We start from the raw sequence: 26,862 nt of genomic DNA, 5'->3' as shown, positions 1-26,862 counted from the left end.
TGTAAATGAAAAACTATGAAGAAATTATTGACAATCTCTATACAGAAGAGATGGCTGATGCTTGCCCTCTTCCTTTTACTGGGATTCTTCGGATACTATTCCTGGACCAGATTATCCATAGAAGCCTATCCTGATATTGCCGATGTCACTTCCCAGGTGGTAACGCAGGTTCCGGGCCTGGCCGCTGAAGAAGTAGAACAGCAGATTACCATTCCTTTGGAAAGATCTCTGAATGGTCTTCCAGGAATGCATGTGATGCGAAGCAAAAGTACCTTCGGGCTTTCCATTATTACGATGGTATTTGATGATGGTATTGATGATTACTGGGCAAGACAGCGTATCCAGGAAAGACTGACGGAAGTGGAACTTCCTTATGGGGCACAGCCGGGATTAGATCCCCTTACCTCTCCCATCGGCGAAGTGTATCGTTACATTATCGAAAGTAACAGCCACAGCCTGAGGGAATTGACAGATTTACAGAAATTTGTCATTATTCCCCGAATCAAACAGGTTTCAGGAATTGCTGATGTCACCAATTTCGGAGGAATTACCACCCAGTTCCAGATTGAGCTGGATCCGCATAAGCTTGAACAGTATGGTTTATCCCTGTCAGAAGTTACCGAAACAATCTCCAAAAACAATGTCAGCGCCGGAGGAAGCATGCTTCCCCGTGGAAACCTTGCGTATGTAATCCGCGGAATTGGTTTGGTAAAAGACCTGGATGACCTTGGAAAAATTGTAGTCAAAACCCAGAATGGAGTTCCTGTTTTTCTCAATGATGTAGGAACACTGAAATACGGAAACCTTGAAAGAAAAGGAGTCCTTAGCTACACAGACCGAAAACGAGATTATTCTGAAAGTGTGGAAGGAATTGTACTATTGCTAAGAGGACAAAATCCTTCCGAGGTACTGGAAGGTGTGCATGAAGCGATTGAAGAACTGAATAACGAAACTCTTCCACCCGGAGTAAAGATCCACCCTTTTCTGGACAGAACAGATCTTGTAAAAACAACGCTTACCACAGTTTCTCATACCCTTACCGAAGGAATTGTACTGGTTATTATTGTACTGATTGTATTTCTGGGAAGCTGGCGGGGAGCATTACTGGTAGCGATTACCATTCCGCTTTCTTTGTTATTTGCTTTTATACTAATGCATTTTACCAATATTCCGGCCAATCTTCTTTCACTGGGAGCGATTGATTTTGGAATCATTGTAGACGGAGCCATCGTCATGCTGGAAACCATTCTCAAGAAAAGAGAAGAAAATTCTGAAGAAACACTGGAAGAAAAAGCAATTACCCAAAGAGTGATTGAAGTGGCAAAACCTATTTTCTTTTCCACCATCATTATCATTACGGCTTACCTTCCATTATTTGCTTTTGAAAGAGTGGAAAAAAAATTATTTACCCCGATGGCTTTTACTGTTGGATATGCCCTGTTGGGAGCCCTTGCCGTAGCATTACTTCTTATCCCGGGATTAGCCTATGTGATTTACCGGAAACCACAGAAGATCTATCACAATAAATGGCTGGAGAAACTCGGCAAAGCCTATGGAAAAAGCATTGAAAAAATAATGCAGACTCCTAAAAGAGTTCTCATTCCCATTATGATTGTTTTAGTATCTGCCGGAATTCTCTCCTGGCATGTGGGAAAAGATTTCTTACCTGAACTGGATGAAGGCTCTATATGGCTGCAGGTACAGCTTCCACCCGGAATTTCTTTAGCCAAATCAAAAGAAATGAGTGATACCTTACGTGCCCGCACGCTGAAACATCCTGAAATTACCTATATGATGGTTCAGGCAGGACGTAATGATGATGGTACCGACCCGTGGACGGCTTCCCACTTTGAAGTATCAGTCGGAATAAAACCTTACAGCGAATGGCCTTCGGGAAAAACAAAAGCAGACCTCATCAAAGAACTTGCTGCAGATTATAAGGACATGCCGGGATTCACCGTCGGATTTTCACAACCTATGATTGATGGAGTTATGGACAAAATCTCCGGAGCGCACAGTGAGCTCGTGGTAAAAGTATATGGAGAAGATTTTAAGGAAACCAGGCGAATTGCAGAAAATGTATTGTCTACTTTACATACAATTCCGGGTTCGGCAGACCTTGCCATTGATCAGGAGCCACCGCTACCTCAACTGCAGATTATTGCCAACAGAGATAAAATTGCTCAGTACGGACTGAATGTAGCAGATGTGGCCGACCTTATTGAAGTGGCATTGGGAGGAAAAGCCATCTCCCAGATCTTTATCGGCAATAAAGTATATGATATTTCATGCCGTTACACAGAAGACAGCCGCGATACTCCGGATAAAATCGGAAATCTGATGCTGACTTCAGCTTCTGGAGCCAAAATACCTTTATCACAGGTAGCAGAAGTGAAATTAAGTACCGGAGAAAGCACAATTACCCGAGAAATGAATAAACGACATCTTACGGTAAAACTGAATTTAAGGGGCACCGATCTTTCTTCTTTTCTGAAAAAAGCACAGGATACAATTGAAAAAGATATCCAATACGATCATGAGAAATACCAGATCAAATGGGGCGGACAGTTTGAAAATCAAAACAGGGCATATTCAAGGCTGGCATTTATTGTTCCGCTGGCATTAGCTATTATGTTTCTGCTGCTGTATGGTGCCTTTGGAGATTTCAGGCAGGCTTTGGTACTGATGTCTATCGTTCCGCTGGCTTTATTTGGGGGAATGCTGGCTCTCAATATCCGCGGAATGTCTCTGAATGTATCTTCTGCAGTAGGATTTATCGCTCTCTTTGGAGTGGCCATCCAGAATGGAGTAATCATGATCTCTCATATCAATGATTTGCGTAAAAAAGGATATGAACTGAAAGAGGCTGCCATCAAAGGGGCAAAAGACCGTTTCAGACCTGTACTGATGACCGCGACGGTTGCTGTCATCGGATTATTTCCGGCATCGCTGGCCACAGGCATCGGTTCTGATGTACAGCGCCCACTGGCAACAGTAATTGTTTACGGGCTGATGTTTTCTACCATTTTAACCTTATTCGTGCTTCCGGCTATTTATTTTATGGCTGAACGCCGAAACAAAAAACAAAATTTAGAATCAGATGAAAATTAGAGTTCGTTTTATCATATTATCTATCGTATTGCTCAGCATTACAGGGATGAAGGCACAGGAAAAAGAACTTTTACCCTTTGAAGAATACCTGAGTCTTGTAGGAAATAAAAATTTAGGCTATGCTTCTCAAAAATACAATGTAAGCATGTCCGAAGCAGCGATTCAGACGGCTAATATGTTTCCTGATCCTGAGCTGGAAATGGAAACCACCAATAACGGAGTAAGACAAAGTATGGGTTATGTGTATGGTACCTCACTTGGCTGGACACTTGAATTGGGTGGTAAAAGAAAGGCCAGGGTAAATCTGGCAAGAGATCAATCGGAGCTGAGCAAAATACAATTGCAGGATTTTTTCAGGAATCTTCGTGCAGATGCCAGTTTAGGATATATTGAGGCTTTAAAATCCAAGGCTTTGCTTGAAGTACAGCAGGATTCTTATCAAAACATGCAGCAATTGGCAAAATCCGACAGTATCCGCTACCAATTGGGAACGATAACATGGGTCACTTCCAAACAGAGTAAGCTGGAAGCAGCTTCTTTGCTCAATGAAGTATATCAGGCTGAAAGTGCAGAGCAGCAGGCTCTCACCGGTTTATCTGTATTTCTGGGAGATGGCAAAATTACAGGCAGAGATATTGCCGGAGATTTTAATGCTTTCAACCGAGATTTTAATATTGATGATCTGATTCTTCAGGCTTTAAATGAAAGAGCAGATTTATTGGCTGCGAAACAAAATACAGAAGTAACCAAAAGCCAGATCAGCCTTGAAAAAGCTAATCGCATCATAGATTTGGGCATCAGTGCCGGAGCAGAACGGCATACCGAAGCTACGAATGAAATTGCTCCGTCTCCCACTGTAAATGCTGTCAAAATGGGTATTAGTATTCCTTTAAAATTTTCCAACAGAAGAAATGCCGGATTGAAAATAGCAGAAATGGCCCATTCGCAGGCAGAAGTTGAGCATAAACAGATCGAACAGGAAATAAAAGCTGAGGTAATGCAGGCTTATCAACAGTACACTGCCACTCAGAAACAGCTCAGACAATTTCATAACGGAATGCTTTCTGAGGCGAAAAGTATTCTTGAAGGAATCACTTACAGCTACAAAAGAGGAGAAAGCTCTATCCTTGAAGTATTGAATGCGCAGAGAACCTATAACAGTGTTCGAAAAGATTATTATGAAGCTCTAGCAGATAATGCTGCCGCTTTGATTGAGCTGGAACGTAAAGCGGGAATCTGGGATATTCATTTTTAGCTGGAAGAGGGAAGCTGGAGGATGGAAGTTTCTGGATGTCGATGAATAAATACACATCATTTAATTAACTTTTTAATATTCAGATTGCTCATCAAGGAATAACAACTGATAGTTTTTAAACACAAATATAACTTCCTACTTCCTACTCCCATCTTCCAGCTTCCAGCATAAAAAAGAGCCCTGAAATCAAATAGATTTCAGGGCTCTTTTTATTTCTTATACTGTGATTCATAAATTCCGATCCAGTCATCAGGCGTCATTTTCTGACTCAGCTCGGCAATCAGTTCAAAAGGAATATCTTCTGTTTTTTTGAAGCGGACACAGGATTTACCCATATCCAGCTTTTTCTTCGAATATTTGGGATATTCTCCTACGAACCAATCCAGAAGTTCCGGCTTGGAATATAGTCCCATATGATACAAAGCTATAAAATTCTTCTGGGAAGCAAGGTTGATAAAAGGCAACGGTGTCCCGGGTGCACAATGATATCCGGCAGGATAGGTTGTCAAAGGAACTACCCAGCCTATCATCCCATAATTTGAAGCGTCTTCAAAACCTTTCGGAAGGTTGTCGTTCACCGTATCAAAAAGTTTTTTAAAAGCTTCCTGTCTTTCTTCAGGAATTTTTGAGATATAATCTTCTATAGAAACCGACTGAATCTGCATGTGATAATTTTTTCTAAAATACGATTATTTTATAAAATTGTACACACTGAACATCTGAACCTCCTTGCTGCTCTTTTGAAGGAACATCATTTTGTTGACATTCGGAACGTACTGAATCATATTTCCATCTGCAAAACCGTAGTTCTGGAAGAAATTTCTACCTTTATAATCGAGGCTTACTTCCTGAGGTTTCAGATTGGCGAAGTCAAAAACTTTCATAGAAAATCCTGTATTACCAAATGCTCCTTTAGGATAGAAAGCGGAAATATAAAGTTTATCTCCTGCTTCAACCACATGAATTCTTTTTCCGGTAGAAGTTCCTGCTGCTACGAATTGCTTTACTTCACCTTCTTTATTAAATTTGATCAGCATTCCCGCATCCAGAGAATATACAGGATCAGGGAAACGGTTCATTGCTGTAGGCATCGGTCTTGTCACCGTCTCCTGCTGAACAGCCATTAAAGTTTCATCCCCTTTTACAATCGTTTTGATGACTTTCACATCACTCATGTCTTTGCTTCCAGCCAGATTGGTATTGCTGATGACTGCTTTCCCAGACTTCATATCATAGTACATTACCGTTCCAAAAGTACTTGCTCCAATGGTAACCGCTGCATTTTTTCTTCCAAAAGTTACCAGGTAATCATTATCATTTTTACTGAATGCATATAATTTTTCAGGAATATATTTATCATCGAACGGAAGGTCTTTATCTTCCGTATTGGAAACCAGTTCCAGCTTGTAAGCTTCCTTCCAGCCTGTTGCTTTACGTAATAGAACGATTTTCGCCGAGTTAGTTAATGTCAAAGACTTTTCAACATAATCATTACTCAATGTTATTTCTTTGTTCCAGACCGGAGAAAGTGTTCTCAAATCCATTACCAGCACATCATTGACATTATCTGTCTTTTTATTCGCATATCTGTCATTGAAGATGGCTGCATATTTCCCGTTTTCTGAGAAAAGGACATAAGTAGTTCCTGATTTGTTGGTAGACTCGATGCTGTATTTTGCAATACTCTTTGTTGTAAAAGTACCTTCTTTTCTGCTGAAAACATGCTGGAAAACTTCTTTTCTGTTTTCTTTTCCGAAATACTCTTCCGTAAATGCTATAAATTTATCATCATCAATCTGTTGTGACCCCAGATAATTGTGAAGAACACCATTCGTTTTGTTGGCATAATCTTTCACATAAGTATCCACAAGACTTCCGTTCTGATCCAGTTTTCTCATCAGTAATTTCTTGTGAGGAAAAACATTTCTCATCAATCCGTCAATATTAATAGCACTGAACATATAAGAATTGTAGTCATCTGCCAGTACCAGTTTATCATCCGTTTCAAGATTGGCATCCACTGTGAATTTTGTTCCTTCTGTTACTTTCGACTGTGCAAAAGAGTACACAGAAGCGGTAATTAATGCCGAAGCAATAATCTGTTTAATCATATCGTTTTCTTTAGTTATTATAAATTTTTTCTTCCAATCTTTTCAGTTCAAGATTAGCATCGTAGGATAGTTTAATATCCACTAAATGCTCCTGTAACTCATTTAAATATTTCTCTGCTTCCTGATAGTTTCCTAAAGCAATATTCAATCTGATCAGGTTAAAATAAAGGTATTCTCCGATCTTCTGATTGTAAACTGCTTTCTTATCGTTGTAATTTACTTTTGTTAAAGCTGTTTTCCAGAGATCAATTCCTTTCTGCATATTCTCCATGGCAATTTTGTTCGGTGCATAATCCGATTTTGCCTGAAGTTTTTTCAGATTGGTGGTCACATAGATATACGCTTTCTCCAGATCATCATACTCTCCTTTGTTCTTCACAGTTGCCAAGGTCACGGTAGAATTGATGGTCTGATACCCAAAATTTTCATTGATAATATTTCTTGTACGGTCAATCGTTCTTTGCAGGAATCTTTTTTCCTGAGCATTCAGATTAATTTCATTAGTCGGAACGATTGCTATTTCTGCAAAATCTGAGAAGTAGGTTTTATCGAACTTTACTGTACCGCCTTGTTTCGCTGTGATTTTTGTAGGCTGGTTGGCAAAAGTTTTCCCCTGATTGTCCTGAAAATTTGTTCTTTCCATTTCAATGACAATATCAAGATAATTTCCACCTTTTGAAAAACCAGTCACATCAATTTGAGAAGCCAGAATTTTGTTATCTACAATTAAAGCATCCCTCAGATCAGGCTGCTGGTACACCGGCATTGGAGGAATATTAAGGATAGGTCTTGAAGGAAGCCTCAGTACAGGAGCTCCATTGGTTGCTGCAATTTTTTCAACAGCTGACAATTTGCTGTATTCTGCAGATTCAAGTTTGTATTTTTCCTGAAGTTTTTTTACTTCAGCATCATAGTCTTTTAATCTTTCCTGATGCTCATACTTGGCATTTTCAACATTAGTCTGGTAATTATCTACCTTTTTCTGGTGGTCTTCTTTTGAAATTCTGATGACATCATCTTTTGTAATATTGTAGGGAGACTTTACCGTAATCGTATAATTTCTGTTGGAAAGTTCCGTAGGAAAAACCGGCTCTTTTAAAAGCTGGAAACTGATTATTTCTTTATCAATTCGCTGAGCCTGGGAAAATTCGGAATAAAATAATGGTATTAAAAAAAGCAGTTTAAATTTATTCATGGATATTATAGTTTTCGGTGCAAATGTATAATAATTTTATGGACATTTTCTGATAATATTTTGTCCAGTTATTATCAAAACTGGTCACAAAAAAGGCAACCGCACGAGTGCAGCTGCCTACAGAAATTATTGACTCAAAAATTATTATTTTTTCAAGGCTTTTACTGTTGATTTTGAACCATCTTTAAAGTCTATCGTCAGCAAGTATAAACCGGCATTCAATTCTCCTAACTGAAGTTCATTAGTTGGATTGTCAATAGTTTTCACTACTCTTCCCGCTACATCTGTAACTGTTATAGCCTTAACATTTTTTACATTATTAATATGAAGTGCATCTTTAAAAGGATTTGGATAAATATCTCCTTTTTTAAGACCATTTACTTCAGCGGTACTGAGTTGTGTATTTTTTTCTGCAGAAAAGGCAAAAAGATTGATAATACCATCACCTCCGCTTTTTGTCAGGGTTACACTTTTTACAGGTTTAGATTGGTTCGCCGTATCAATATTCAATGCAAACTGATATATTCTGGGATTAGAGCTATCAGGTTCTAGATCATCATTACCCACAACAACCCTTCCCAGCCCCTGAACCGCATAATTGGCTCCGCCATACCAGTCAGCAATACTTATATTGGAAAATATCTGAGAAGTATTATCGGTGAATGTCACAGTAGCCGTTACAATAGCGCCGCCACTTCCGCTTGTAGCAAGCATATATAATTTTAAAGCTGTTGATGGAGTCACAAATTCAAGTGTTCCATATTCCCCGGTACTTTCCAGCCTCAGCGAATTATTGGAATTCAGAGCTCCCAACTGATAACTTAATCCGGGAGTCGAGGCTACTACAGAATTGAGAATACCATTAGCAGGTACACCAAAAGTTAGCGGCGGATCAGAACTCACAGCTTGAAAATCTGTTGCAACAAAAGCATAACCTTGCCCATCAATGTCATTGGTAGTAGAATCATAAGCAGATCCGATACCATTAGCAATTACATCAGCGGTAAAGCCTGAGGAAACCGGCATGGTTTGATAATTCTGAGCCTGCATGGCAACGGTAGAAAATAAAGCAATGTATGAAAGCTTTTCTAAAAATAGTTTTTTTTTCATAATGAGATGTTTTTTGTGTTGAATCTAATCCAAAAATAAAAAACCAATACTAAAAAAGCTATTTCCTAAAAAAAATAAATAACATATCGACTTAAATTCTAAAAAATATCTACAAAAAAACTAAAATTATCAACACTCAAAAAATATGTAATGAATATTATTTACTTACTTATTCTCAATAATAGATTTTGGAAGTCAGAAAATTATCCGCGTTATAAAAACAAAAAAGGCAGCCGCACGAATGCAACTGCCTACAGAAATTATTAACTCAAAAAATTTTATTTCTTAATGGCTTTTACCGTTGATTTTGAACCATCCTTAAAGTTCATCGTCACTAAGTATAAACCGGCATTTAATTCTTCTAACTGAAGTTCATTAGTTGGATTGTCAATAGTTTTCACTACTCTTCCCGCTACATCTGTAACAGTTACAGATTTTACATTTTTGATATCTGCAATATGAAGCACATCTTTGAAAGGATTAGGATATACATTCACTTCTTTTTTCTTCAGATTTGTTTCTGAAGTGGATAAAGAGGTAGCTACTTCAAAGTTAAAATCAATAAATTCTCCTCTTGAAATAGCAGAACAAGGGTTTGAAGGGGCTGTACTGTTATAATCAGTCACCACTCTCATTCTATAAGATCCAAGAGGTGTTCCTGCAGGGACTGTGATAGATCCCGACGTACTTGTAACATAAGTATTGGTCACAAACATTCTTTCTGAAGCTTCAAAAGTTAAATTATTATTCCAGTCTACCCAAACCCCGATTCCACACGTAGGACCACCGGCGGTAAAAGATACGGAAGTACTGGATCCCGGAGCATTGATTATTTTGTTACTGGTTGTTGTTAAGTTTTGGTATCCGCCAGCAACACTTGAACCGGATGAATAAGCCATATCTACAAGTCCTCCTGTAGAACTGAAGTCAGAAAGCCATGAATTCTGAGAAGTAGATGAAGGTAAGCAATACCCTGTTCTGAATGTAAGCATTTCACTCCAGATACTTTTATCCGCAGCACTGCATACAGATCTTACCCATACATAATAATTGGTATCAGAAGATAATGAACTTAATGGTGCAGAAGTGGTAGCAGAAGTTACAGAGTTGGAAGCGTTCAAGACAGTAGATGCATCAGGTGCAGTATTCGTTGTACTGTAGTATACTTCGTATCCATTTGAAGGAACCGAAAGAGGAGCAGTCCAGCCAATTGATGCAGAGTTCATTGTAAGATTGGATACCGCAACCGCAGTCGGCTCAAGGCAGGAAGGAATATTCTGAACGGTAATATTATCAATATAAATAGAACGTGAAGAACCTCCTAAACCGTGTTTAAATGCCAGTTGCAAATCAGAACCTGCAGGAATATTCACGGTATACTGTGCATGCGTAGTTGTAAGGGAAATAGGAGCTCCTATCTGTGTAAAGGATGCAGGATCCGCAGGGTTTGATAAAGTACCAACTAACAATGTAGTCCCTGTTGTTCCTGTTTTTGCATAGAATCTCACACGTTTGTTCCCGTCTGAAAGGTTCACCGTTGGAGGTGAAACCAACATTTGACTTCCCGTTGTAGCACTTGAATTGGTCATATAAAAGGCATTAGGTGCTGAGTAGTTGTTGGATGTACTTACATATCCATACCCCGAAAATGAAGGAGTTTCCAGATACGCCCAGCAACTTGGCGCATTGGTATTACTTTGTGAACCTGTACTTGTCGTATCAAAGTTTTCTGTATAGGGAACCGTGAAAGTAGAACAAGCCGTTTTAAATGTTCCTGCAAAAGACCATACACTTTGGCCGGTTGCGGTATTACAGTTGGATCTTACCCAATAGTAATAAGTTGTATTGGAGTTAAGACCTCCTATTGTTGTACTCGTCCCTGTTACTCCCGGATAAGTAGGTGTTACTGTACTTGCCGGTATTGTGTTGGAAGTACTGTGGTACACGTCATAACTGGCAGCACTGCCTGTCCATGAGACTAAAGCAGAGTTGGCTGTGATTCCGGAAACCGCCTGCAATACAGGAGGCATACAATCCGAATAGGCATCTGCCGAAAAAGCAAAAATATTCGGTATACCTGAACCGCTTGCTTTGGTTACCGTTATGCTTTGTATTAGTTTTGCCTGGTTCGCAGCATCTATTGCCAGTTCAGCCTGATATAATCTTGGATTGGTTCCGCCCTCAGGAGAGGGAATATCATCACCGGCACCAGGAGTAGCCCCTGGCTTTTTAATCCTTCCTATTCCCTGGATGGCAAAACTAGGTCCATTATACCAGTCAGCAAGACTGATACCTGAAAACGTCTGCGAGCTGCCATCGGTAAAATTCACTACTACATTTACTGTAGAAGTACCACTTCCACTTACAGCAAGCATATACAGCTTGGTCGCAGCTTTCGGTGCTGTAAATGCCAGGGTTCCGTTATCATTAATTGCAGCCAGTCTTAAAGAGTTGTTCGCACTCAGACCCGCCAGTTGAAAACTCAGTCCCGGAGTGGTTGCCACTACAGAATTAATAATCCCGTCAACAGGAATACCATACGTAATAGCTGCACTTGTGGAGGTTAACTGAAAATCTTTAGCTACAAAAGTGTAAGAAACTCCGTCTACGTCATTGTTTGTAGTAATTGTGGAAGAACCGATGCCATTAGCAATTACATCAGCTGTAAAGCCTGAGGAAATGGGCATGGTTTGATAATTCTGAGCCATCATAGCCGTGGCTGAAAACAGAGCAATAGCAGGTATTACTCTAGAAAATAAATTTATTACCATTTTAATCACATTTGAGGCGAAATTTAAGAAAAATAATAACACGAAAATATTATTTTTAACATAATCATAAATTTTATTTTAAATACATGAAAATTTAATATTAAACGATCAAATTTTAAAGACAACATAAAACGTAATGAAACATCTTCTTATTGATTCTTAATTTTATTATTGAGAAATTAAATCCTATTTTTGTCATACAAATTTTTTGAACAATGCCGAATATTTCAAACAGAGCACTGCATATGCCGCCATCGCCGGTAAGAAAACTGGTTCCTTTTGCGTTACAAGCAAAACAAAAAGGAATAAAAGTATACCACCTTAATATCGGACAGCCTGATATTGAAACTCCGGAAACAGCTTTAAATGCTTTAAAGAACATCGATTTAAAAGTATTGGAATATGCTCTTTCTGAAGGTAATATAGAATACAGAAAGGCCCTTACTGAATATTATCATTCATTAGGCTTCTCAGATCTTACTCCCGATAACTTCATTGTTACCAACGGAGGTTCTGAAGCGCTTAACTTTGCGATCTCTACTCTATGTGACGAAGGTGATGAAGTCATTATTCCTGAGCCTTACTATGCTAACTACAATGGTTTCACCAGCACATTTGATGTGAATGTAGTAGCTGTACCTTCTACAATTGATACTGGTTTTGCTTTGCCGCCTGTTGAAGAATTTGAGAAAAAAATTACCGAAAAAACAAGAGCGATCATCATCTGTAACCCTGGTAACCCTACCGGATATCTCTATACCCGTGAGGAACTTCAGAAATTAGCAGAAATCGCTTTGAAATATGACATCGTCATCATTTCTGATGAAGTATACAGAGAATACGTATACGATGGAAAGCAGCAGATCTCAATGCTTGATTTCCCTGAATTAGCTGAAAACTGTATCATTATTGACTCTGAATCCAAGCGTTACTCTATGTGTGGAGTAAGAATCGGGTGTATGGTGACACGTTCCAACAAGATCCGTAATGCAGCGATGCTTTTTGCACAGGCAAGATTAAGCCCGGTTCTTTTAGGACAGATTGCAGCAACAGCAGCACACCAAAATGACGGCCCTTACATCAGAGCTGTAAGAGAAGAATATACCCACAGAAGAAATGTATTGGTAGATCTTTTAAACACTATTCCTGGTGTGATCTGCCCTAAACCAAGAGGAGCTTTCTACTGTGTTGCAGAACTTCCGGTAGACGATACTGAAAAATTTGCCCAGTGGCTGCTTGAAAAATATTCTCTTAATAACGAAACCATCATGGTAGCACCTGCGGGAGGCTTCTATAGTGATCCTGAATTAGGTAAGAAACAGGTAAGAATTGCCTACGTACTGAAAGAAGAAGATTTAAAAAGAAGTGCTGAAATTCTTAAAGAAGCTTTAAAGAAGTACAGAGAAGAATTCAGTCTGTAAAAATATATTGATGCCGACAACAAAAAAACTCCATCTGAAAATCCTGTTTTCGATCCTTTTGCTGTCGGCATTTTTTTCCTGTGATTCCAAAAAGACAGAGCCATCTGTTTCTCAAAAAAATCCACATGAGATTACATTCATCAGCGTATCCGACATCGGAGGACATCTGGGAAACTACAGAATTGTGAAGGCCACAAAAGATTCTGTTTTTGCAGAACAAGGGATGACAGCCAATCAAACCCATAAATCATGGGTATCTGCTATGAATTCCGAAACCTGGAAAAAGCTGGTATCAACAATCAATATTGTAGATCTTGATCATATCAAAAGTTCTCCAAGCCAACAGTCTGTAGACGGAACAGATGAAACCTTCCAGATCCGGACTCCCAAAAAATCACATATCTATGTAAATGCTTATGCAGATACTTTACATTACAAGCAGTTACAGCAACTTAAAGAACAACTAGACAAAATTCTTCCCAAAGAATACCAATAAAAACATGCAGGAAAATTTTTCATTACAACCTTACAACACATTTGGTGTTGATGCCCAAGCCCGTTATTTTACGGAAGTTAATACTATTGATGAATTAAAAGAGGCACTCATTTTCGCGAAAAACCAAAATCTTCAGCTTCTGTTCCTGGGAGGCGGAAGCAATATTCTTCTTACCAAAGATTTCGATGGTCTTGCTATCAGACTTAACTTAAGAGGTATTTTCGAAGAAATCACCAATGAAAATGAGGTATGGGTAACCGCAAAAGCAGGTGAAAACTGGCATGAATTTGTAATGTACTGCCTGCAAAAAAATTATGGAGGACTTGAAAATCTTTCTTTAATTCCGGGAAATGTTGGAACTTCTCCGATGCAGAATATCGGAGCTTACGGAACAGAAATTAAAGATATTTTTGTAAGCTGTGATGTATTGGACCTGGAGAATCTTGAATTGAGAACTTTCAATCTTGAACAATGCAGGTTCGGATACAGGGATTCTATTTTCAAACAGGAAGGAAAAGGCAGATATGTTATTCTGGAAGTTACTTTTAAACTGACTCAAAAAGATCACCATATCAAAACCGAATATGGAGCAATCCAATCTGAACTCGAAAATCTTGGCATTGAAAATCCAACCATTCAGGATGTTTCAAAAGCAGTGATCAATATCCGTCAAAGCAAATTACCGGATCCTAAAGAAATTGGAAATGCCGGAAGTTTTTTCAAGAACCCAACCATTCCTTTAGCTCAGTTTGAAGCATTAAAACAAAAATTTGAAAATATTCAGGGTTACCCGAATGGAGATGGGGTAAAAGTTCCTGCCGGATGGCTGATTGAACAATGCGGATGGAAAGGAAAACAAATCGGAAATGCAGCTTCACACAAACTGCAATCTCTGGTGATCATCAATGCAACCGGGAGTGCTACAGGAAAAGAAATTTTTGATTTTTCTACAGAGATCATTAATTCTGTAAAGGAAAAGTTTGGGATAGAACTTGAACGGGAAGTGAATATTATTTAATCTAAAAATATATAAAGGCTGATTCGTATGAATTTAGTCTTTTTTTATTACTTATTATCTGTAACTGTTGGATGAACGCAAAGTCGCAAGGATCTTTTATTTTTCTTTGTTATTATTTTAAGGCGCAAGGATTTTATCTTCGATAACATTTAATGCTGTACGATCTTTGTGCTACAAAAAGATTAACCTTATTTCATTCTCACCCTTGCTGAAAATCTCGATTTTCTCGCGTCTTAAAAACGGCATATTATTCAAAATCTTTAAGCCTTTGCGCTCACCCAACAAAAATTAATTCAGAATCATTTCATATCTAGTCTCCGGAAAATCATTATTTTAGCTTAAAAATTACTAGTTGTGATGAAAATAGCTATTCTTGGTGCCGGAAATATGGGGCTTTCTTTTTCGAAATCATTCTTAAAATACGAACTGATCAAACCTGAACATCTGCATCTTATTATCAGAAGTCAGGAAAAAATCTCCAAAATAGCTGACGAATTTCCCAAATCCAAAATCTCCACTTTCGAAGAGGTAAAAGATATTGATGCTGATTTAATCATCATTGCAGTAAAGCCTCAGGATTTTCAGGCGGTTGCCCACAACATTCAATTTACTTTCAAGGAAAACCAGATGGTCTTATCCATCATGGCAGGGATTAATATTGAAAAAATCCAAAAATTGCTAAATCATCCGCTTGTGGTAAGAGCAATGCCGAACTCTCCTACCCTTCTGGGAATGGGAATCACAGGTTATACTGCTGCCAACGGAATTTCTTTCAGCCAGTTAATCAATATTGAAAGATTATTAAACAGCACAGGAAGATCGGTTTATCTGGAGGATGAGGAACTTCTGGATGGTGTCACTGCCCTTTCAGGAAGCGGCCCTGCCTATTTTTATTATATTATTGATGCTATGATTAAAGCCGGCATTGAAATGGGAATTGAAGAAAACCTTTCCAAACTTTTTGTAAAACAGACGATGCTGGGAGCTTATCATCTGATCAATAATTCGGAAAAAAATCTTGAGGAACTGATTAAAGATGTTGCATCCAAAGGAGGAACTACTGAAGCTGCTTTAAAAACATTTGAAGAAAACAGTTTCAAAGAAATTCTGAAACAAGGGATTCTGAACGCTGAAAAGCGTGCAAAGGAACTTAATAATTAAGTTTCCTATCCAAAAATCTGCGTAGCAACCAACCAATATATACCCCGAAAGTATTCAGGAGGATATCATCTACCTCAAATATTCCCATTCTGGTAAAATATTGAAGCGCTTCCACAATAACAATACATGAAATAAAACCAAATATCAGGGGTTTCAGCTTTTTCAGTCCGGGAATTACCCAGCCCATAAACCCAAAAGGAATAAACATCATAATATTACCCAAGACAATTGTTACTATATCTATAGTTTTATTGGGTCCCTGGATAAATTTGATGGTAGAAAAAACTGGTTCTACGGTGATGAGATTTTCCTCATACTGAAATCTGCCCATTCCCAAAAACATCAGATAGAGCAGAAACAGAGTATACGGAACAATTATGATTGTATAAATTTTCTTTAACATCGAACTGCTAATATATTCATTTCAAAAACATTAAATTTGTGTATTAAAATAATTTAATGAAATACGTTCTGCTTACACTTATTTCAGCAATGCTGCTGTCGGTTTCATGGCCAACTTATGGGGTTCCGTTTTTTATATTTTTTGCTCTTGTTCCTCTTCTGATGATGGAACATGGCATTTCAAAATTTTCTGATTATAAAAGGAAAAGCTGGGTGGTCTTCGGATTATCTTACCTATGCTTTGTCATCTGGAACGTAGTCACTACAGGATGGCTGTATGGTTCAAAGAATCCGGATGGAAGCCACTCACTGATGGCTGTTTTATTCCCTGTATTAGTCAATTCTCTTTTATATTCTCTGGTATTCCAATGTTATCACTGGTACAAAAATGCTCAGGGAACGTATTGGGGATTAGGCTTTTTAATTGCCATCTGGATGAGTTTTGAAAAATTTCATTTAGGATGGGAACTGACATGGCCGTGGCTGAACCTGGGGAATGTATTTTCAGACTATCCCAAACTGATCCAGTGGTATGATACTTTGGGAGCAAGCGGAGGAAGCTTCTGGATTCTGGTCATCAATGTTCTGATTTTTTATACTGTAAGAACATGGGAAGCCGGAAGAAAGAGAAAAGACCTGATCAAAAACTCCGCTATTGTTGCTGCTTTAATTGTTCTGCCGATGATTATTTCAATAATCAGATACAACAATTTTGATGAAAAGCCAATCGGACAGGTTAATGTTCTGATGCTTCAGCCGGATCTTGATCCTTATGCTGAAAAATACTCCAAAGATAGCCTGACTATAGAACAGGATTTATTAGCGCTTGCTGAAAAAAACTCAACCGGTAAGATTGATTATTATATCGCCCCGGAAACCGCTCTTCCGGGAAGAGGATCTATTTCCGAAACAGGTTTTGAAAAGAGTTTACTTCTTAATAATATCAAAGGATTTTTATCCGGTCACCCGGAATCTGTTTTTGCTACAGGAATTTCTTCACACCGATTCTTTTATAATCCTACCGACTTACCTAAAGAAGCTTACCAGATTAACAGCGGTGTTTGGGTGAGCAGTTATAATACTGCCATTCAACTGGTGCCTAACCAAAAAGTACAAGCTTATCACAAAGGAAAACTGGTGCCAGGTGTTGAAATATTCCCTTATATGAATGTTTTGAAACCATTATTGGGAGATGCCATGCTGAATCTTGGAGGTACTGTAGCTTCTCTGGGAACAGACAAAGAACGAGTTGCCTTTGCAAATCCTTACAACAAAGGAAAACTAGCGCCTATCATTTGCTATGAAAGTATTTATGGTGAATTTGTAACAGACTATGTAAAAAAAGGAGCTAACTTTTTAGGTATTATGACCAATGACTCATGGTGGGGCGTTACCGAAGGGCACAAACAGCTTTTATCTTATGCTAAACTGAGGGCTATTGAAACAAGAAGAGAAATCGCCCGTGCAGCGAACAGCGGAATTTCAGCGCATATCAATGCTAAAGGAGAGATAACAGCCGATACTTTCTATGGTGACCAGACAGCCTTATTCGCAAAGGTAAACCTGTATGATACAATGACATTTTATACAAGAGCAGGAGACCTTCTTTCAAGGTTTTCCATATTTGCGTTAGGATTCCTATTGTTCTACTATCTGATTGAATGGTTCAAAAAGAAAACAAAGAAAGCGTAATCCGAAGATTAAGTAAATTTATTAGATAGAGATAAAATGAAAGAAAAAATATTCAGATACAGATATTCTCTCATTTTTCTGGTGTATTGTCTTGCAGTATACTTTTTAAGTAAAAATGCCAGTCTTGTATTTGAATGGAAGGTAATCATGGAAGATTTTTCCGTCTATCATGATTATTATTACCTAGGCAAACCTTCGGCTTATATGCCGCCTTTATATCCTTATTATTTACTTTTAATAGAAAGTATTGTTAAGACACCAAAGTGGGTTATGATTTCATGTGTTCTGCAGTCTGTCATTTTATTTTTCTCGGTTTTATTACTTGTTGTGTCTTTTGAAGAAAATGCGATAAAAAAAAACAGGTATTTCTTTGCTTTTGTGGGTGTTATTTTTTTTCCGCCTATTCTTTTAGGCGCTACAAAAATCAGTTCATTTGCTCTTACACTATCTGTATTCAGCATTTTCTTTGCGTTGGTATTGAAATTATCACAGAAGGTCAATGTAAAAAATATAATATTAATTTCAATATTTTCAATAGCCGGGCTGTATCTCCGGTTTGAATTTCTGTTTTTAATGATCAGCTCAGCAATTATGCTGATCGGATATAAAAAAATAAAATATTACAACCTTCTGCTTGTGTTTGTATTTATTTTCATTACCTATCTTCCATGGTGTATAAGAAACTATGAAAAAACAGGAGTATTCCATTATTCAACTTCTCTCAATTATAATTTCGCAAAGGGGAATAATGAAAAATATGATATTTTCTCAAGTGAAAACCTGCCGTATGATCCGGCAAAAAAAATGATATTAACCGATGAATATCTCCGTCAGAATTTCACAGATGAGAAACAAATAGATCAATATCTGCAACAGCTCAACAAAAATTTCATTTCGGAGCATCCGGAACTGTTTATTAAAAACAGTTTAAAAAAAATAGGAATCAATTTTTTAAATTATTATCCAGGAAACTATAATTTCCCAAGCGTTTACATAATGTATCTGTACTCTGTTATTTTACTCGTTTTTAATTTGCTTTTAATTTACACAATTATTCAAAAGCTAAGATTAAGATTCACATTTGATGCTGCATTTCCCGGAGTTATTTTCATTTTCTATTTATTGTTTTATTCTGTAGCACCGTTACCAAGATATTTCCTGTTATATTTCCCGCTATTTTTCCTTTTTGTATTTCAGAATTTGAATGATAAACTCTATTTATATTTGTTGAAACTCAAAAAGACAAATGGATAAAAAAGAGAAAAGCCAGCTGGACGTCTGGCTTTTCTCATTGATAGAAGATAGAATTGATTCAATTACTTAATCGTAAGTTTCCTGGTGGTTATTTCGTTTTTTATCTTCAGTTTTAATACATAGATTCCTTTTGGTAAATGAGCAACATCAATAGACTGATCTCCATTGATACTGATATTCAGTTTTCTTCCGTCCATCGAATACATTTCAACTTCTGAAACTTTTTCTCCTTTTATATAGACTTTATCTGACACAGGGTTCGGATAGATAACAAGCTGCTTTTCAGATTTGATTTCCGCTGTTCCCAAAACACTTTGGGCAGAAGCGTCAGAATATACTTTTGCAGCATCAATTGATTTCACGCTCCAGTATACATTCTGAACAGCCTGATCAAGCTCAAGGAACCATGATGGTGTCGTTACCACATATTTGGCAATATCATGAGCTCCCTGCGTAGTTCCTACCGAGATCTCATAACGTAATGCACTCATCGGAGTTTTATCATCAGAAGCACCACTCCATGTAAAATTGAAACGGTTTCCGTTTTTAGTCAGATTCAGTTGCGTTGGTGCTGTAGGTTTGGCATTTGCTTCTGCAGCATTATTTTTAAATACTTTAGTCAGTGAAGGCAGATCTGAAGCAGACCAGTCGAATCCACCCAATAAGATGTCAGGATGATGATCATTATTAAAATCAAAAAGCTGCACCAGCCCTGGCCCTCCAAGGGCAGTAATACCATTTAGAGTTCCTTCATTGAATTTATGATTGGAAACATCATAGATATAGGTTTTCACTACAGCATTATAATTTTCATTTCCTGAAATAATAAAGTCGTAATAGCCGTCATTATTTAAATCTCCGACACTTAATGCAACATCAGAAATATCGCCTGCTTGAATTATATGAGGAGTTAATGCTCCGGTACCATCATTCATTAAAACAGCAGAATAGGCATCATCATTGGCATCTCTCCCAATTACCACGATATCCTGAAAGCCATCAGCATTAAAATCTGCAAAATCTATTTTTCCCACTGCAACAGGCGCAAGATCCTGTGTAGGAGTCAGAACTCCAGCCTGGTTCATATATACTTTGGATACCGCATCTCCGTTGATGTCTGATCCGATAATCACAAGATCCAGCAGGTTGTCGTTATTAAGGTCTACTACTTTAAAACTTCCACTCTGAGTTCCATCTATCCAATTTTCCGTAAGATCAAAACCAGTCCCTGTATTTTTATAATAATCCAGACTGTTTCCGAAGCCTCCTCCATGAGCATATTGAGTTCCATTAAGAGCATAATCAGGCTTTCCGTCATGATTAAAATCAAAAACTTCCAGGGATCCGTAAATTTTTCCCGGCAGTTCTGCTTCTTTTATAAATCCTGTCCCGGTATTTTTGAATCGGTATTGTTTATAATTAACAACATCCATATAGCTGAGCCCTGTAGAAACAATATCCATTAGGCCGTCATTATTATAATCAATGAATTTAATATCTCCAAGATGGGTTACATCAGCTCCCAACCCTGCAAACGGTAACAATGTTGTTCCATTGTTCTGATATACTTCATTATACGTACTGTCCACATTTCCATCGCCATCAGTATCTATTGCTCCGTTAAGTACAATATCCAGCGTACCGTTGTTATCTATATCTGCAATATCAGCTGCAGAATAATAAAAATTATTCATGCCGGTCTGAATCTCAGTAAAGTTCTGAGCCATGATACTGACAGGCAGCATAGAGCATAAAATATAAATCCTTTTCATAATTGTTTTTATTTAGATTAATTAAAAACAAAGATAGAATATTAAATTTTCCGGGTGAAAAAAAGGCTGTATGAAATATATCAGCACTGATTATCTGCTGCATCCCAAGGATTCTGCTATTTTAAAAATTCAATATTATTAATCAGCCACTTATTTGCAAATATTTTCCAAAAGATTTGTCTATCTAAAAAATTCTTCGTTATTTTGCACTCTCAAATATTATACAAATAAGAACATCGAGATATGTCAAGAATTTGCCAAATAACAGGAAAGCGTGCAATGGTTGGTAACAACGTTTCTCACGCTAATAACAAAACGAAGCGTCGTTTTGAAATTAACTTATTAGAGAAGAAGTTTTACCTTCCGGAGCAAGATAAGCACGTTACACTGAAAGTATCAGCTCATGGATTGAGAGTGATTAACAAGATTGGAATCGAGGAAGCTATTGAAAGAGCTACTAGAAACGGATTGATTAAAAAGAATTAATAAATCATGGCAAAAAAAGGAAACAGAGTTCAAGTAATCCTTGAATGTACAGAGCACAAAGAAAGTGGTATGCCAGGAATGTCAAGATACATTTCTACAAAAAATAAAAAGAACACTACAGAAAGATTGGAATTGAAAAAATACAATCCTGTTCTTAAGAGATCTACCATTCACAAAGAAATTAAGTAATTTATAAATAATAACTTACCATGGCAAAGAAAGTAGTAGCAACCCTACAAAGCGGTCAGTCTAAGAAGATGACTAAAGTGGTGAAAATGGTTAAGTCTTCTAAATCAGGAGCTTACGTTTTCGAAGAAAAAGTAATGAATGCTGATGAAGTAGATGGTTATTTAAAAAAATAATCAGTACTTTGTTTACAATATAAAAAACTACTCATTTTTTGAGTAGTTTTTTTGTTATATTCGTTTCATAAAAAACACATTATGAAGCAATTCTTTATTTTATTTTCAGTCCTACTATTCACAGAGTCTTCCTATCATTCTCAAACCCTTCAAAATAAAAGAAGCGCTACAGATAATGTGAAAATTATTATTCTGGGGAATGTACAGGATGCCGGCTCTCCTCAGATCGGATGCCGTAAAGAATGCTGTGTGGATCTCTGGAAACATCCCCAGCCCGACAGAAAAGTATCTTCTCTGGGAGTCATCGACAACGAACTGCAGAAAAATTATATCTTCGATGCCACCCCGGATTTCACTCAGCAGCTGCAATTCCTGATGGAGCATTCAGCTGATCCAAAGAAAGCCGTGCCTGATGGTATTTTTATTACCCATGCCCACATCGGACATTATACAGGTCTTATGTTTTTGGGGAAAGAAGGTATGAATTCCAAGGATGTCCCCGTCTATACCATGCCCCGTTTAAAAAAGTTCTTTGAAAACAATGGCCCATGGTCCCAGCTGGTCCGTTTAAATAATATTATTCCCTATGAGATGCAAAATGAAACACCAATAAAGGTGAACTCTCATTTAGAGGTTACTCCTATACAGGTTCCTCACCGTGATGAATATTCGGAAACAGTAGGTTTCATCATTAAAGGTCCTCATAAAAAGGCATTATTCATTCCGGATATAGATAAATGGAATAAGTGGAAATACCATATTACAGATCTCATAAAAACAGTAGATTATGCATTTCTGGACGGTACATTTTATGATTCGGAAGAAATAGGCTACAGAAATATTGAAGATATCCCGCACCCCTTTGTAGTGGAGAGTATGGAACTGTTTAAAAGCCTGCCGCCTGAATATAAAAAAAGAATTTTCTTTATCCATTTTAACCATACCAATAAAATTTTAAATCCTGATAGCAGACAGAGTAAACAGGTTATTGAAAAAGGTTTTAATATAGCACGCCTGGGAGACGAATTTGACTTATAATTGCAATCAGTTTCTTTATCAGACTGTAATAAAAACCCTGCTGCTGAATATCAGGAAATAAAAATAATAAAGACTTTGTTTACATATAAAAAAACAACTCCTGTTTTGGGTAGTTTTTTTGCTATCTTTGCTCACCAGATTATTAATCAGTAAAGTATGAAAAAGATACTTGTTCTGGCCTGCACAGCAACTTTTCTATTTTCATTCAGTCAGAAAACAATGAATTTAGAATATAAAAGTTCGCCGAAAGTTTTCAGCATAAAAGGATTATCTCAATCGGTAAGTATTGATTGCGGAAATTCCAGAATGATTTTGCTATCCGGACAGGTTCCTCTGGACACGGAAGGCAATCTTGTGGGAAATACGATTGAAGAGCAGACCCAGCAGGTTTTCAAAAATATTGAAAACATCCTGAAAGAATATGAAGGTACAGGAAAAGATATTATCAAACTGGTCATCTACACCACAGACATCAAAAAAACACCTGATTTCAGAAAAGTAAGGGATTTGTATGTCAATCTTCAGAATCCTCCCGTAAGCAGCCTTGTAGAAGTGAGCAGGCTTTTCAGAGATGATGTGTTGATAGAAGTAGAAGCCACAGCAATGATTAAAAATAAATAAGAATAAACTAAAACTATGAGTTGGTTTAAAAATATTTTCAAAAAGGAAGAAAAGGAAACCTTAGATAAAGGATTGGAAAAATCCAGCCAGGGATTCTTTGAAAAAATGACGAAAGCCGTAGTCGGTAAAAGCAAAGTAGATGATGAAGTTCTGGATGATCTGGAGGAAGTACTGATTGCTTCCGATGTAGGTGCCTCTACCACTATCAAAATTATTGAAAGAATTGAAGAACGTGTTGCCAGAGATAAATATGTAGGCGTCAACGAACTTGACAAAATTCTCCGTGAAGAAATTTCGGGATTATTGCTTGAAAATCCACATGCCGGTACGGGAAATATAGACACTTCAAAAAAACCATATGTCATTATGGTAGTAGGAGTAAATGGAGTGGGAAAAACAACAACCATCGGAAAACTGGCTCATCAGTTCAAATCGGAAGGTAAAAAAGTAGTTCTTGGAGCGGCTGATACCTTTAGAGCGGCTGCCGTTGACCAGCTTGTTATCTGGAGCGAAAGAGTGGGTGTTCCCATTATAAAACAGGAAATGGGATCGGATCCTGCGTCTGTAGCTTTTGATACGGTACAAAGTGCTGTAGCTCAAAATGCAGATGTTGTCATCATCGATACTGCAGGAAGACTTCACAACAAGATCAACCTGATGAACGAGCTTTCCAAGATCAAAAGAGTGATGCAGAAAGTAATTCCTGATGCACCTCATGAAATTTTATTGGTGCTTGACGGCTCTACAGGGCAGAATGCTTTCGAACAGGCAAAACAATTTACAGCAGCAACGGAAGTAAACGCGTTGGCAGTAACAAAACTGGACGGAACAGCCAAAGGAGGTGTTGTTATCGGTATCTCCGATCAGTTCCAGATTCCGGTGAAGTATATCGGTGTAGGCGAAAAAATGCAGGATTTACAACTTTTTAATGGTACGGAATTTGTAGACTCATTCTTCAAGAAAAGATGATTTATATCATGTTTTCCCTTATATTAGTAACAAATCATTTTTAAAATATTAACAATAAAAAAATTTGCAACTATGGGAATTATTACATGGATCTTATTCGGTCTTATTGCAGGTGCTATCGCTAAAATGATCATGCCTGGAACTCAGGGAGGAGGATGGCTTATCACTATCATCCTTGGAATTCTGGGAGCATTTGTAGGAGGAGCTATAGGAGTTTACGTTTTACACTGGGGAGATGTTACTTCATTCTGGAATCCGAGAAGCTGGATTCTCTCAATCGGAGGCGCTTTAATCATTCTCTGGATTTATGGAATGGCAACAAAGAAAAGCTGATAGTAACGCTGATAAAAAATAAAATCCCGGATCTGAAATTTCAGGTCCGGGATTTTTGTATACAATATAAAATTTAGTTAGTTGTTGATTCTGATCTGATAAGGCATTTCCATTTTCACCTCAGACTGTAGCTTTTTGTTTGTGATCTGCTGCAAAATCTCATAGTTGGACTTCCCTATCTTATTTTTGATAATTCTTGCCGAAACATCTTCCTCATTCAGGTCTTTAAAGATTTGTTCGAACGGAGTCATTCTCTTAGGGAAAGCCTCTACGTGGTAAGATTTCATTCCTGCTTTCTGAGCGGCGAATTTCACAGCATCAGTTAAAGTTCCCAATTCATCCACCAATCCAATTTGCTTGGCACGAACACCACTCCATACTCTACCACCTCCTACATTATCAATCTGTTCAAAAGTTTTCTTTCTGTTCTGAGTTACAAAATGTACAAATCTTTTATAGGTACCTTCCACACTTCTTGTCATCATATTGACTCCGTAAGGGGTCACTCCGTTTAATCCTGAATAATACATAGAGTTGGCATTGGTAGAAACAATATCCGCACGAATCCCGTTTTTAGCAGCAATATCTTTATAGTAAGGCATCACCCCGAACACTCCGATAGAACCGGTAAGTGTATTAGGTTCCGAATAAATTTTATCTGCAGCCATTGCTACATAATATCCTCCTGATGCTGCATAGTCTCCAAAAGAAACGATCAGTGGCTTTTTCTTTTTCAGCTGCTGTAATTCAAATAAAATTTCATCTGAAGCATTGGCACTTCCTCCCGGAGAGTTGATTCTGAACACAACCGCTTTCACTTTATCATCCTCCTGAAGTTTTTTGATGTACTTCACATATTTCTCGGAATGAATATCATTGTATTCATCTCCGTTATTAATAGATCCCGAAGCATAAAGTACAGCGATCTTTTCACCGGATTTATCTTCATCCGCATAAGAATTGATATAGCTTGTCAAAGAAATCTTGTTCAGCTTTTCTTTATCTTTTACATTAAGCTTCGCTTTCAGAAGATCTTCATATTCGGATTTCTGGATCAGCTTATCCGCAAGTTTATACTGTAAACTCTGCTCAGGAATCATTCCGTATAAGCTGTCTGTAATTGTTCTGAACTGAGCAGTATCAATTTTTCTTGAAACAGCCATTTTATTGGATGTATTTTTCCAAAGATCATTCAAAAGAGTACTTAACTGTTCTTTATTTTCAGGAGAAATATCATTTCTTAAAAAGGGTTCTACCGCAGACTTGAATTTACCGTGACGGATTACTTCGATTCCGATTCCGTATTTATCTGCAAAATCTTTGAAGAAAGTAACCTCAGTAGAAAGACCTTTTAATTCGATCATTCCTGCCGGATGCAGGTAATATTGATCAGCAACAGATCCTAAATAATAAGCAGACTGTGATACTCCGTTTCCATAAGCGTATACAAACTTTCCGCTTTTCTTGAAATCCTCAATAGCATTTCTAAGATCATCAATCTGCGTAAGGCCTGCAGACAAGTCATCAGCTTCTATACTGATTCCTTTAATATTATCATCAGTTTTTGCTTTGTTGATAGCCTCTAATGCATCATATATAAGAATACTTTTATTTTGGGTGCCTATCCCGAATAATCCCATCTCTTCTTCGGTAGGACTATCGATGATACTGGTCTTTAAATTAATCGTAAGAACTGAGTTCTTTTTCACCGCCACCGACTTATCATTCCCCATTGCACTGAACACAAGCATCATGATGAAAAAGATGAAAAATAGAGCGCAAAGTATGATAATTGCGACTATATTTGCCAAAACATTTTTGAAGAAACTTCTCATAAATCAATCAATTTTCTAATATGTCGCAGCATAAGGTCGTTTTGTTACTGGGAAGTAACTTAGGAGAGCAAAAAAAAAATGTAGAGCTTGCATTAAAAAAAATCAGTGAAGCCGGAAATTACATTTCACAAACCAGCGAATTTTTAATGTCTGAGCCCGTAGAGTTTGCCAGTTCCAATATTTTTTGTAATATTGCAGCAATAATATTCACACATCTTTCACCCATTCAACTGCTTGATTGTATTAAGAATATAGAAGTTGAGATGGGAAGAATTAATGATTCAAAAGTATCCGGTGGTTACACAGACAGGATAATTGATATTGATATCATTAAGTATAATGAGTTGAATTTTAAATCAGAAAGATTAGAAATCCCTCATAAAAAACATCTTTTTGAAAGGGATTTTTCCAGGATATTATTAAAAGATTTTATTTAAAACATAAAACAT

24 protein-coding genes are annotated in these 26,862 nt (G+C 37.4%); 16 read left to right on the top strand and 8 right to left on the bottom strand.

The window, feature by feature from the left end:
• Window positions 1-15: 15 nt before the first annotated feature.
• Both AC59HC_RS10860 and AC59HC_RS10855 read left to right on the top strand, forming a co-directional pair.
• A complete protein-coding gene (locus tag AC59HC_RS10860) occupies window positions 16-3,111 on the top strand; it encodes an efflux RND transporter permease subunit (RefSeq protein WP_496558585.1) in 3,096 nt (1,031 codons plus the stop codon).
• Window positions 3,101-4,366: a TolC family protein gene (locus tag AC59HC_RS10855; protein ID WP_202841206.1), complete on the top strand. Its 1,266-nt coding sequence runs from the start codon at window positions 3,101-3,103 to the stop codon at window positions 4,364-4,366. The genes AC59HC_RS10860 and AC59HC_RS10855 overlap by 11 nt, the downstream gene beginning before the upstream one ends.
• Window positions 4,367-4,575: 209 nt before the next feature.
• Here AC59HC_RS10855 and AC59HC_RS10850 read toward each other — a convergent pair whose 3' ends face one another.
• From AC59HC_RS10850 to AC59HC_RS10830, 5 genes are all read right to left on the bottom strand, one after another.
• Window positions 4,576-5,031, bottom strand: coding sequence for a DUF1801 domain-containing protein (locus tag AC59HC_RS10850; RefSeq protein WP_110008029.1), 456 nt, complete (start codon window positions 5,029-5,031; stop codon window positions 4,576-4,578).
• Between the two features lie 24 nt (window positions 5,032-5,055).
• Window positions 5,056-6,477 carry a hypothetical protein gene (locus AC59HC_RS10845; RefSeq protein WP_202841208.1) on the bottom strand — a complete coding sequence of 474 codons (1,422 nt, stop codon included), beginning with the start codon at window positions 6,475-6,477 and terminating at the stop codon, window positions 5,056-5,058.
• Between the two features lie 10 nt (window positions 6,478-6,487).
• Window positions 6,488-7,672: a hypothetical protein gene (locus AC59HC_RS10840; RefSeq protein ID WP_496558584.1), complete on the bottom strand. Its 1,185-nt coding sequence runs from the start codon at window positions 7,670-7,672 to the stop codon at window positions 6,488-6,490.
• A 144-nt stretch (window positions 7,673-7,816) separates the two neighbouring features.
• Entirely contained in the window at window positions 7,817-8,782 is a 966-nt protein-coding gene (locus AC59HC_RS10835; RefSeq protein WP_496558583.1) for a T9SS type A sorting domain-containing protein, read from the bottom strand.
• A 278-nt stretch (window positions 8,783-9,060) separates the two neighbouring features.
• Complete coding sequence (locus AC59HC_RS10830) at window positions 9,061-11,553, bottom strand: GEVED domain-containing protein (protein ID WP_496558582.1); 2,493 nt, start codon at window positions 11,551-11,553, stop codon at window positions 9,061-9,063.
• Between the two features lie 215 nt (window positions 11,554-11,768).
• Here AC59HC_RS10830 and AC59HC_RS10825 point away from each other — a divergent pair, with 215 nt between their 5' ends.
• The 4 genes from AC59HC_RS10825 to proC all read left to right on the top strand — a co-directional run bounded on the left by AC59HC_RS10825 (window position 11,769) and on the right by proC (window position 15,649).
• The gene (locus AC59HC_RS10825; RefSeq protein WP_496558581.1) at window positions 11,769-12,974 is read left to right on the top strand and encodes a pyridoxal phosphate-dependent aminotransferase; all 1,206 of its coding nucleotides are present in this window, start codon (window positions 11,769-11,771) and stop codon (window positions 12,972-12,974) included.
• Window positions 12,975-12,984: 10 nt separating this feature from the next.
• Window positions 12,985-13,470: a hypothetical protein gene (locus AC59HC_RS10820; protein ID WP_496558580.1), complete on the top strand. Its 486-nt coding sequence runs from the start codon at window positions 12,985-12,987 to the stop codon at window positions 13,468-13,470.
• Window positions 13,471-13,474: 4 nt separating this feature from the next.
• Window positions 13,475-14,488 (top strand): UDP-N-acetylmuramate dehydrogenase, encoded by a 1,014-nt coding sequence (murB, locus tag AC59HC_RS10815; protein WP_496558579.1) that lies wholly within the window; start codon window positions 13,475-13,477, stop codon window positions 14,486-14,488.
• Between the two features lie 357 nt (window positions 14,489-14,845).
• Entirely contained in the window at window positions 14,846-15,649 is an 804-nt protein-coding gene (gene proC, locus AC59HC_RS10810; protein WP_202841216.1) for a pyrroline-5-carboxylate reductase, read from the top strand.
• Here proC and AC59HC_RS10805 read toward each other — a convergent pair.
• The gene (locus tag AC59HC_RS10805) at window positions 15,639-16,052 is read right to left on the bottom strand and encodes a VanZ family protein (RefSeq protein WP_429812799.1); all 414 of its coding nucleotides are present in this window, start codon (window positions 16,050-16,052) and stop codon (window positions 15,639-15,641) included. The genes proC and AC59HC_RS10805 overlap by 11 nt on opposite strands.
• Window positions 16,053-16,108: 56 nt before the next feature.
• Here AC59HC_RS10805 and lnt point away from each other — a divergent pair, with 56 nt between their 5' ends.
• Both lnt and AC59HC_RS10795 read left to right on the top strand, forming a co-directional pair.
• Complete coding sequence (gene lnt / locus AC59HC_RS10800; RefSeq protein ID WP_496558578.1) at window positions 16,109-17,743, top strand: apolipoprotein N-acyltransferase; 1,635 nt, start codon at window positions 16,109-16,111, stop codon at window positions 17,741-17,743.
• Between the two features lie 36 nt (window positions 17,744-17,779).
• A complete protein-coding gene (locus tag AC59HC_RS10795) occupies window positions 17,780-18,997 on the top strand; it encodes a hypothetical protein (protein ID WP_343641886.1) in 1,218 nt (405 codons plus the stop codon).
• A 62-nt stretch (window positions 18,998-19,059) separates the two neighbouring features.
• Here the strand turns inward: AC59HC_RS10795 and AC59HC_RS10790 are convergent, their stop codons facing one another.
• Window positions 19,060-20,769: a T9SS type A sorting domain-containing protein gene (locus AC59HC_RS10790; protein WP_429812796.1), complete on the bottom strand. Its 1,710-nt coding sequence runs from the start codon at window positions 20,767-20,769 to the stop codon at window positions 19,060-19,062.
• 243 nt (window positions 20,770-21,012) lie between these two features.
• On the opposite strand from AC59HC_RS10790, the gene rpmB reads away from it, so the two are divergent.
• From rpmB to AC59HC_RS10755, 7 genes are all read left to right on the top strand, one after another.
• The gene (gene rpmB, locus AC59HC_RS10785; protein WP_002976757.1) at window positions 21,013-21,255 is read left to right on the top strand and encodes a 50S ribosomal protein L28; all 243 of its coding nucleotides are present in this window, start codon (window positions 21,013-21,015) and stop codon (window positions 21,253-21,255) included.
• A gap of 6 nt (window positions 21,256-21,261) precedes the next feature.
• Complete coding sequence (gene rpmG / locus AC59HC_RS10780) at window positions 21,262-21,444, top strand: 50S ribosomal protein L33 (RefSeq protein ID WP_002976756.1); 183 nt, start codon at window positions 21,262-21,264, stop codon at window positions 21,442-21,444.
• Between the two features lie 20 nt (window positions 21,445-21,464).
• The gene (locus AC59HC_RS10775) at window positions 21,465-21,617 is read left to right on the top strand and encodes a DUF4295 domain-containing protein (protein ID WP_002976755.1); all 153 of its coding nucleotides are present in this window, start codon (window positions 21,465-21,467) and stop codon (window positions 21,615-21,617) included.
• A gap of 81 nt (window positions 21,618-21,698) precedes the next feature.
• Window positions 21,699-22,655: an MBL fold metallo-hydrolase gene (locus AC59HC_RS10770; protein ID WP_496558577.1), complete on the top strand. Its 957-nt coding sequence runs from the start codon at window positions 21,699-21,701 to the stop codon at window positions 22,653-22,655.
• 156 nt (window positions 22,656-22,811) lie between these two features.
• Window positions 22,812-23,276, top strand: coding sequence for a RidA family protein (locus AC59HC_RS10765; protein ID WP_496558576.1), 465 nt, complete (start codon window positions 22,812-22,814; stop codon window positions 23,274-23,276).
• Between the two features lie 15 nt (window positions 23,277-23,291).
• Entirely contained in the window at window positions 23,292-24,245 is a 954-nt protein-coding gene (ftsY, locus tag AC59HC_RS10760) for a signal recognition particle-docking protein FtsY (protein ID WP_076595870.1), read from the top strand.
• 72 nt (window positions 24,246-24,317) lie between these two features.
• Window positions 24,318-24,578, top strand: coding sequence for a GlsB/YeaQ/YmgE family stress response membrane protein (locus AC59HC_RS10755; protein WP_034694983.1), 261 nt, complete (start codon window positions 24,318-24,320; stop codon window positions 24,576-24,578).
• Between the two features lie 77 nt (window positions 24,579-24,655).
• Here the strand turns inward: AC59HC_RS10755 and sppA are convergent, their stop codons facing one another.
• On the bottom strand, window positions 24,656-26,413 hold the full coding sequence (gene sppA / locus AC59HC_RS10750) for a signal peptide peptidase SppA (RefSeq protein ID WP_496558575.1): 1,758 nt from the start codon (window positions 26,411-26,413) through the stop codon (window positions 24,656-24,658).
• Between the two features lie 20 nt (window positions 26,414-26,433).
• Here sppA and folK point away from each other — a divergent pair, with 20 nt between their 5' ends.
• The gene (gene folK / locus AC59HC_RS10745) at window positions 26,434-26,850 is read left to right on the top strand and encodes a 2-amino-4-hydroxy-6-hydroxymethyldihydropteridine diphosphokinase (protein WP_202841227.1); all 417 of its coding nucleotides are present in this window, start codon (window positions 26,434-26,436) and stop codon (window positions 26,848-26,850) included.
• Window positions 26,851-26,862: the final 12 nt, after the last annotated feature.

Source organism: Chryseobacterium sp. DZ-32 (genome assembly GCF_059587025.1).
The sequence above is the reverse complement of the archived record's forward strand: the minus strand, read 5'-3'. Positions and strand labels throughout refer to the sequence as shown.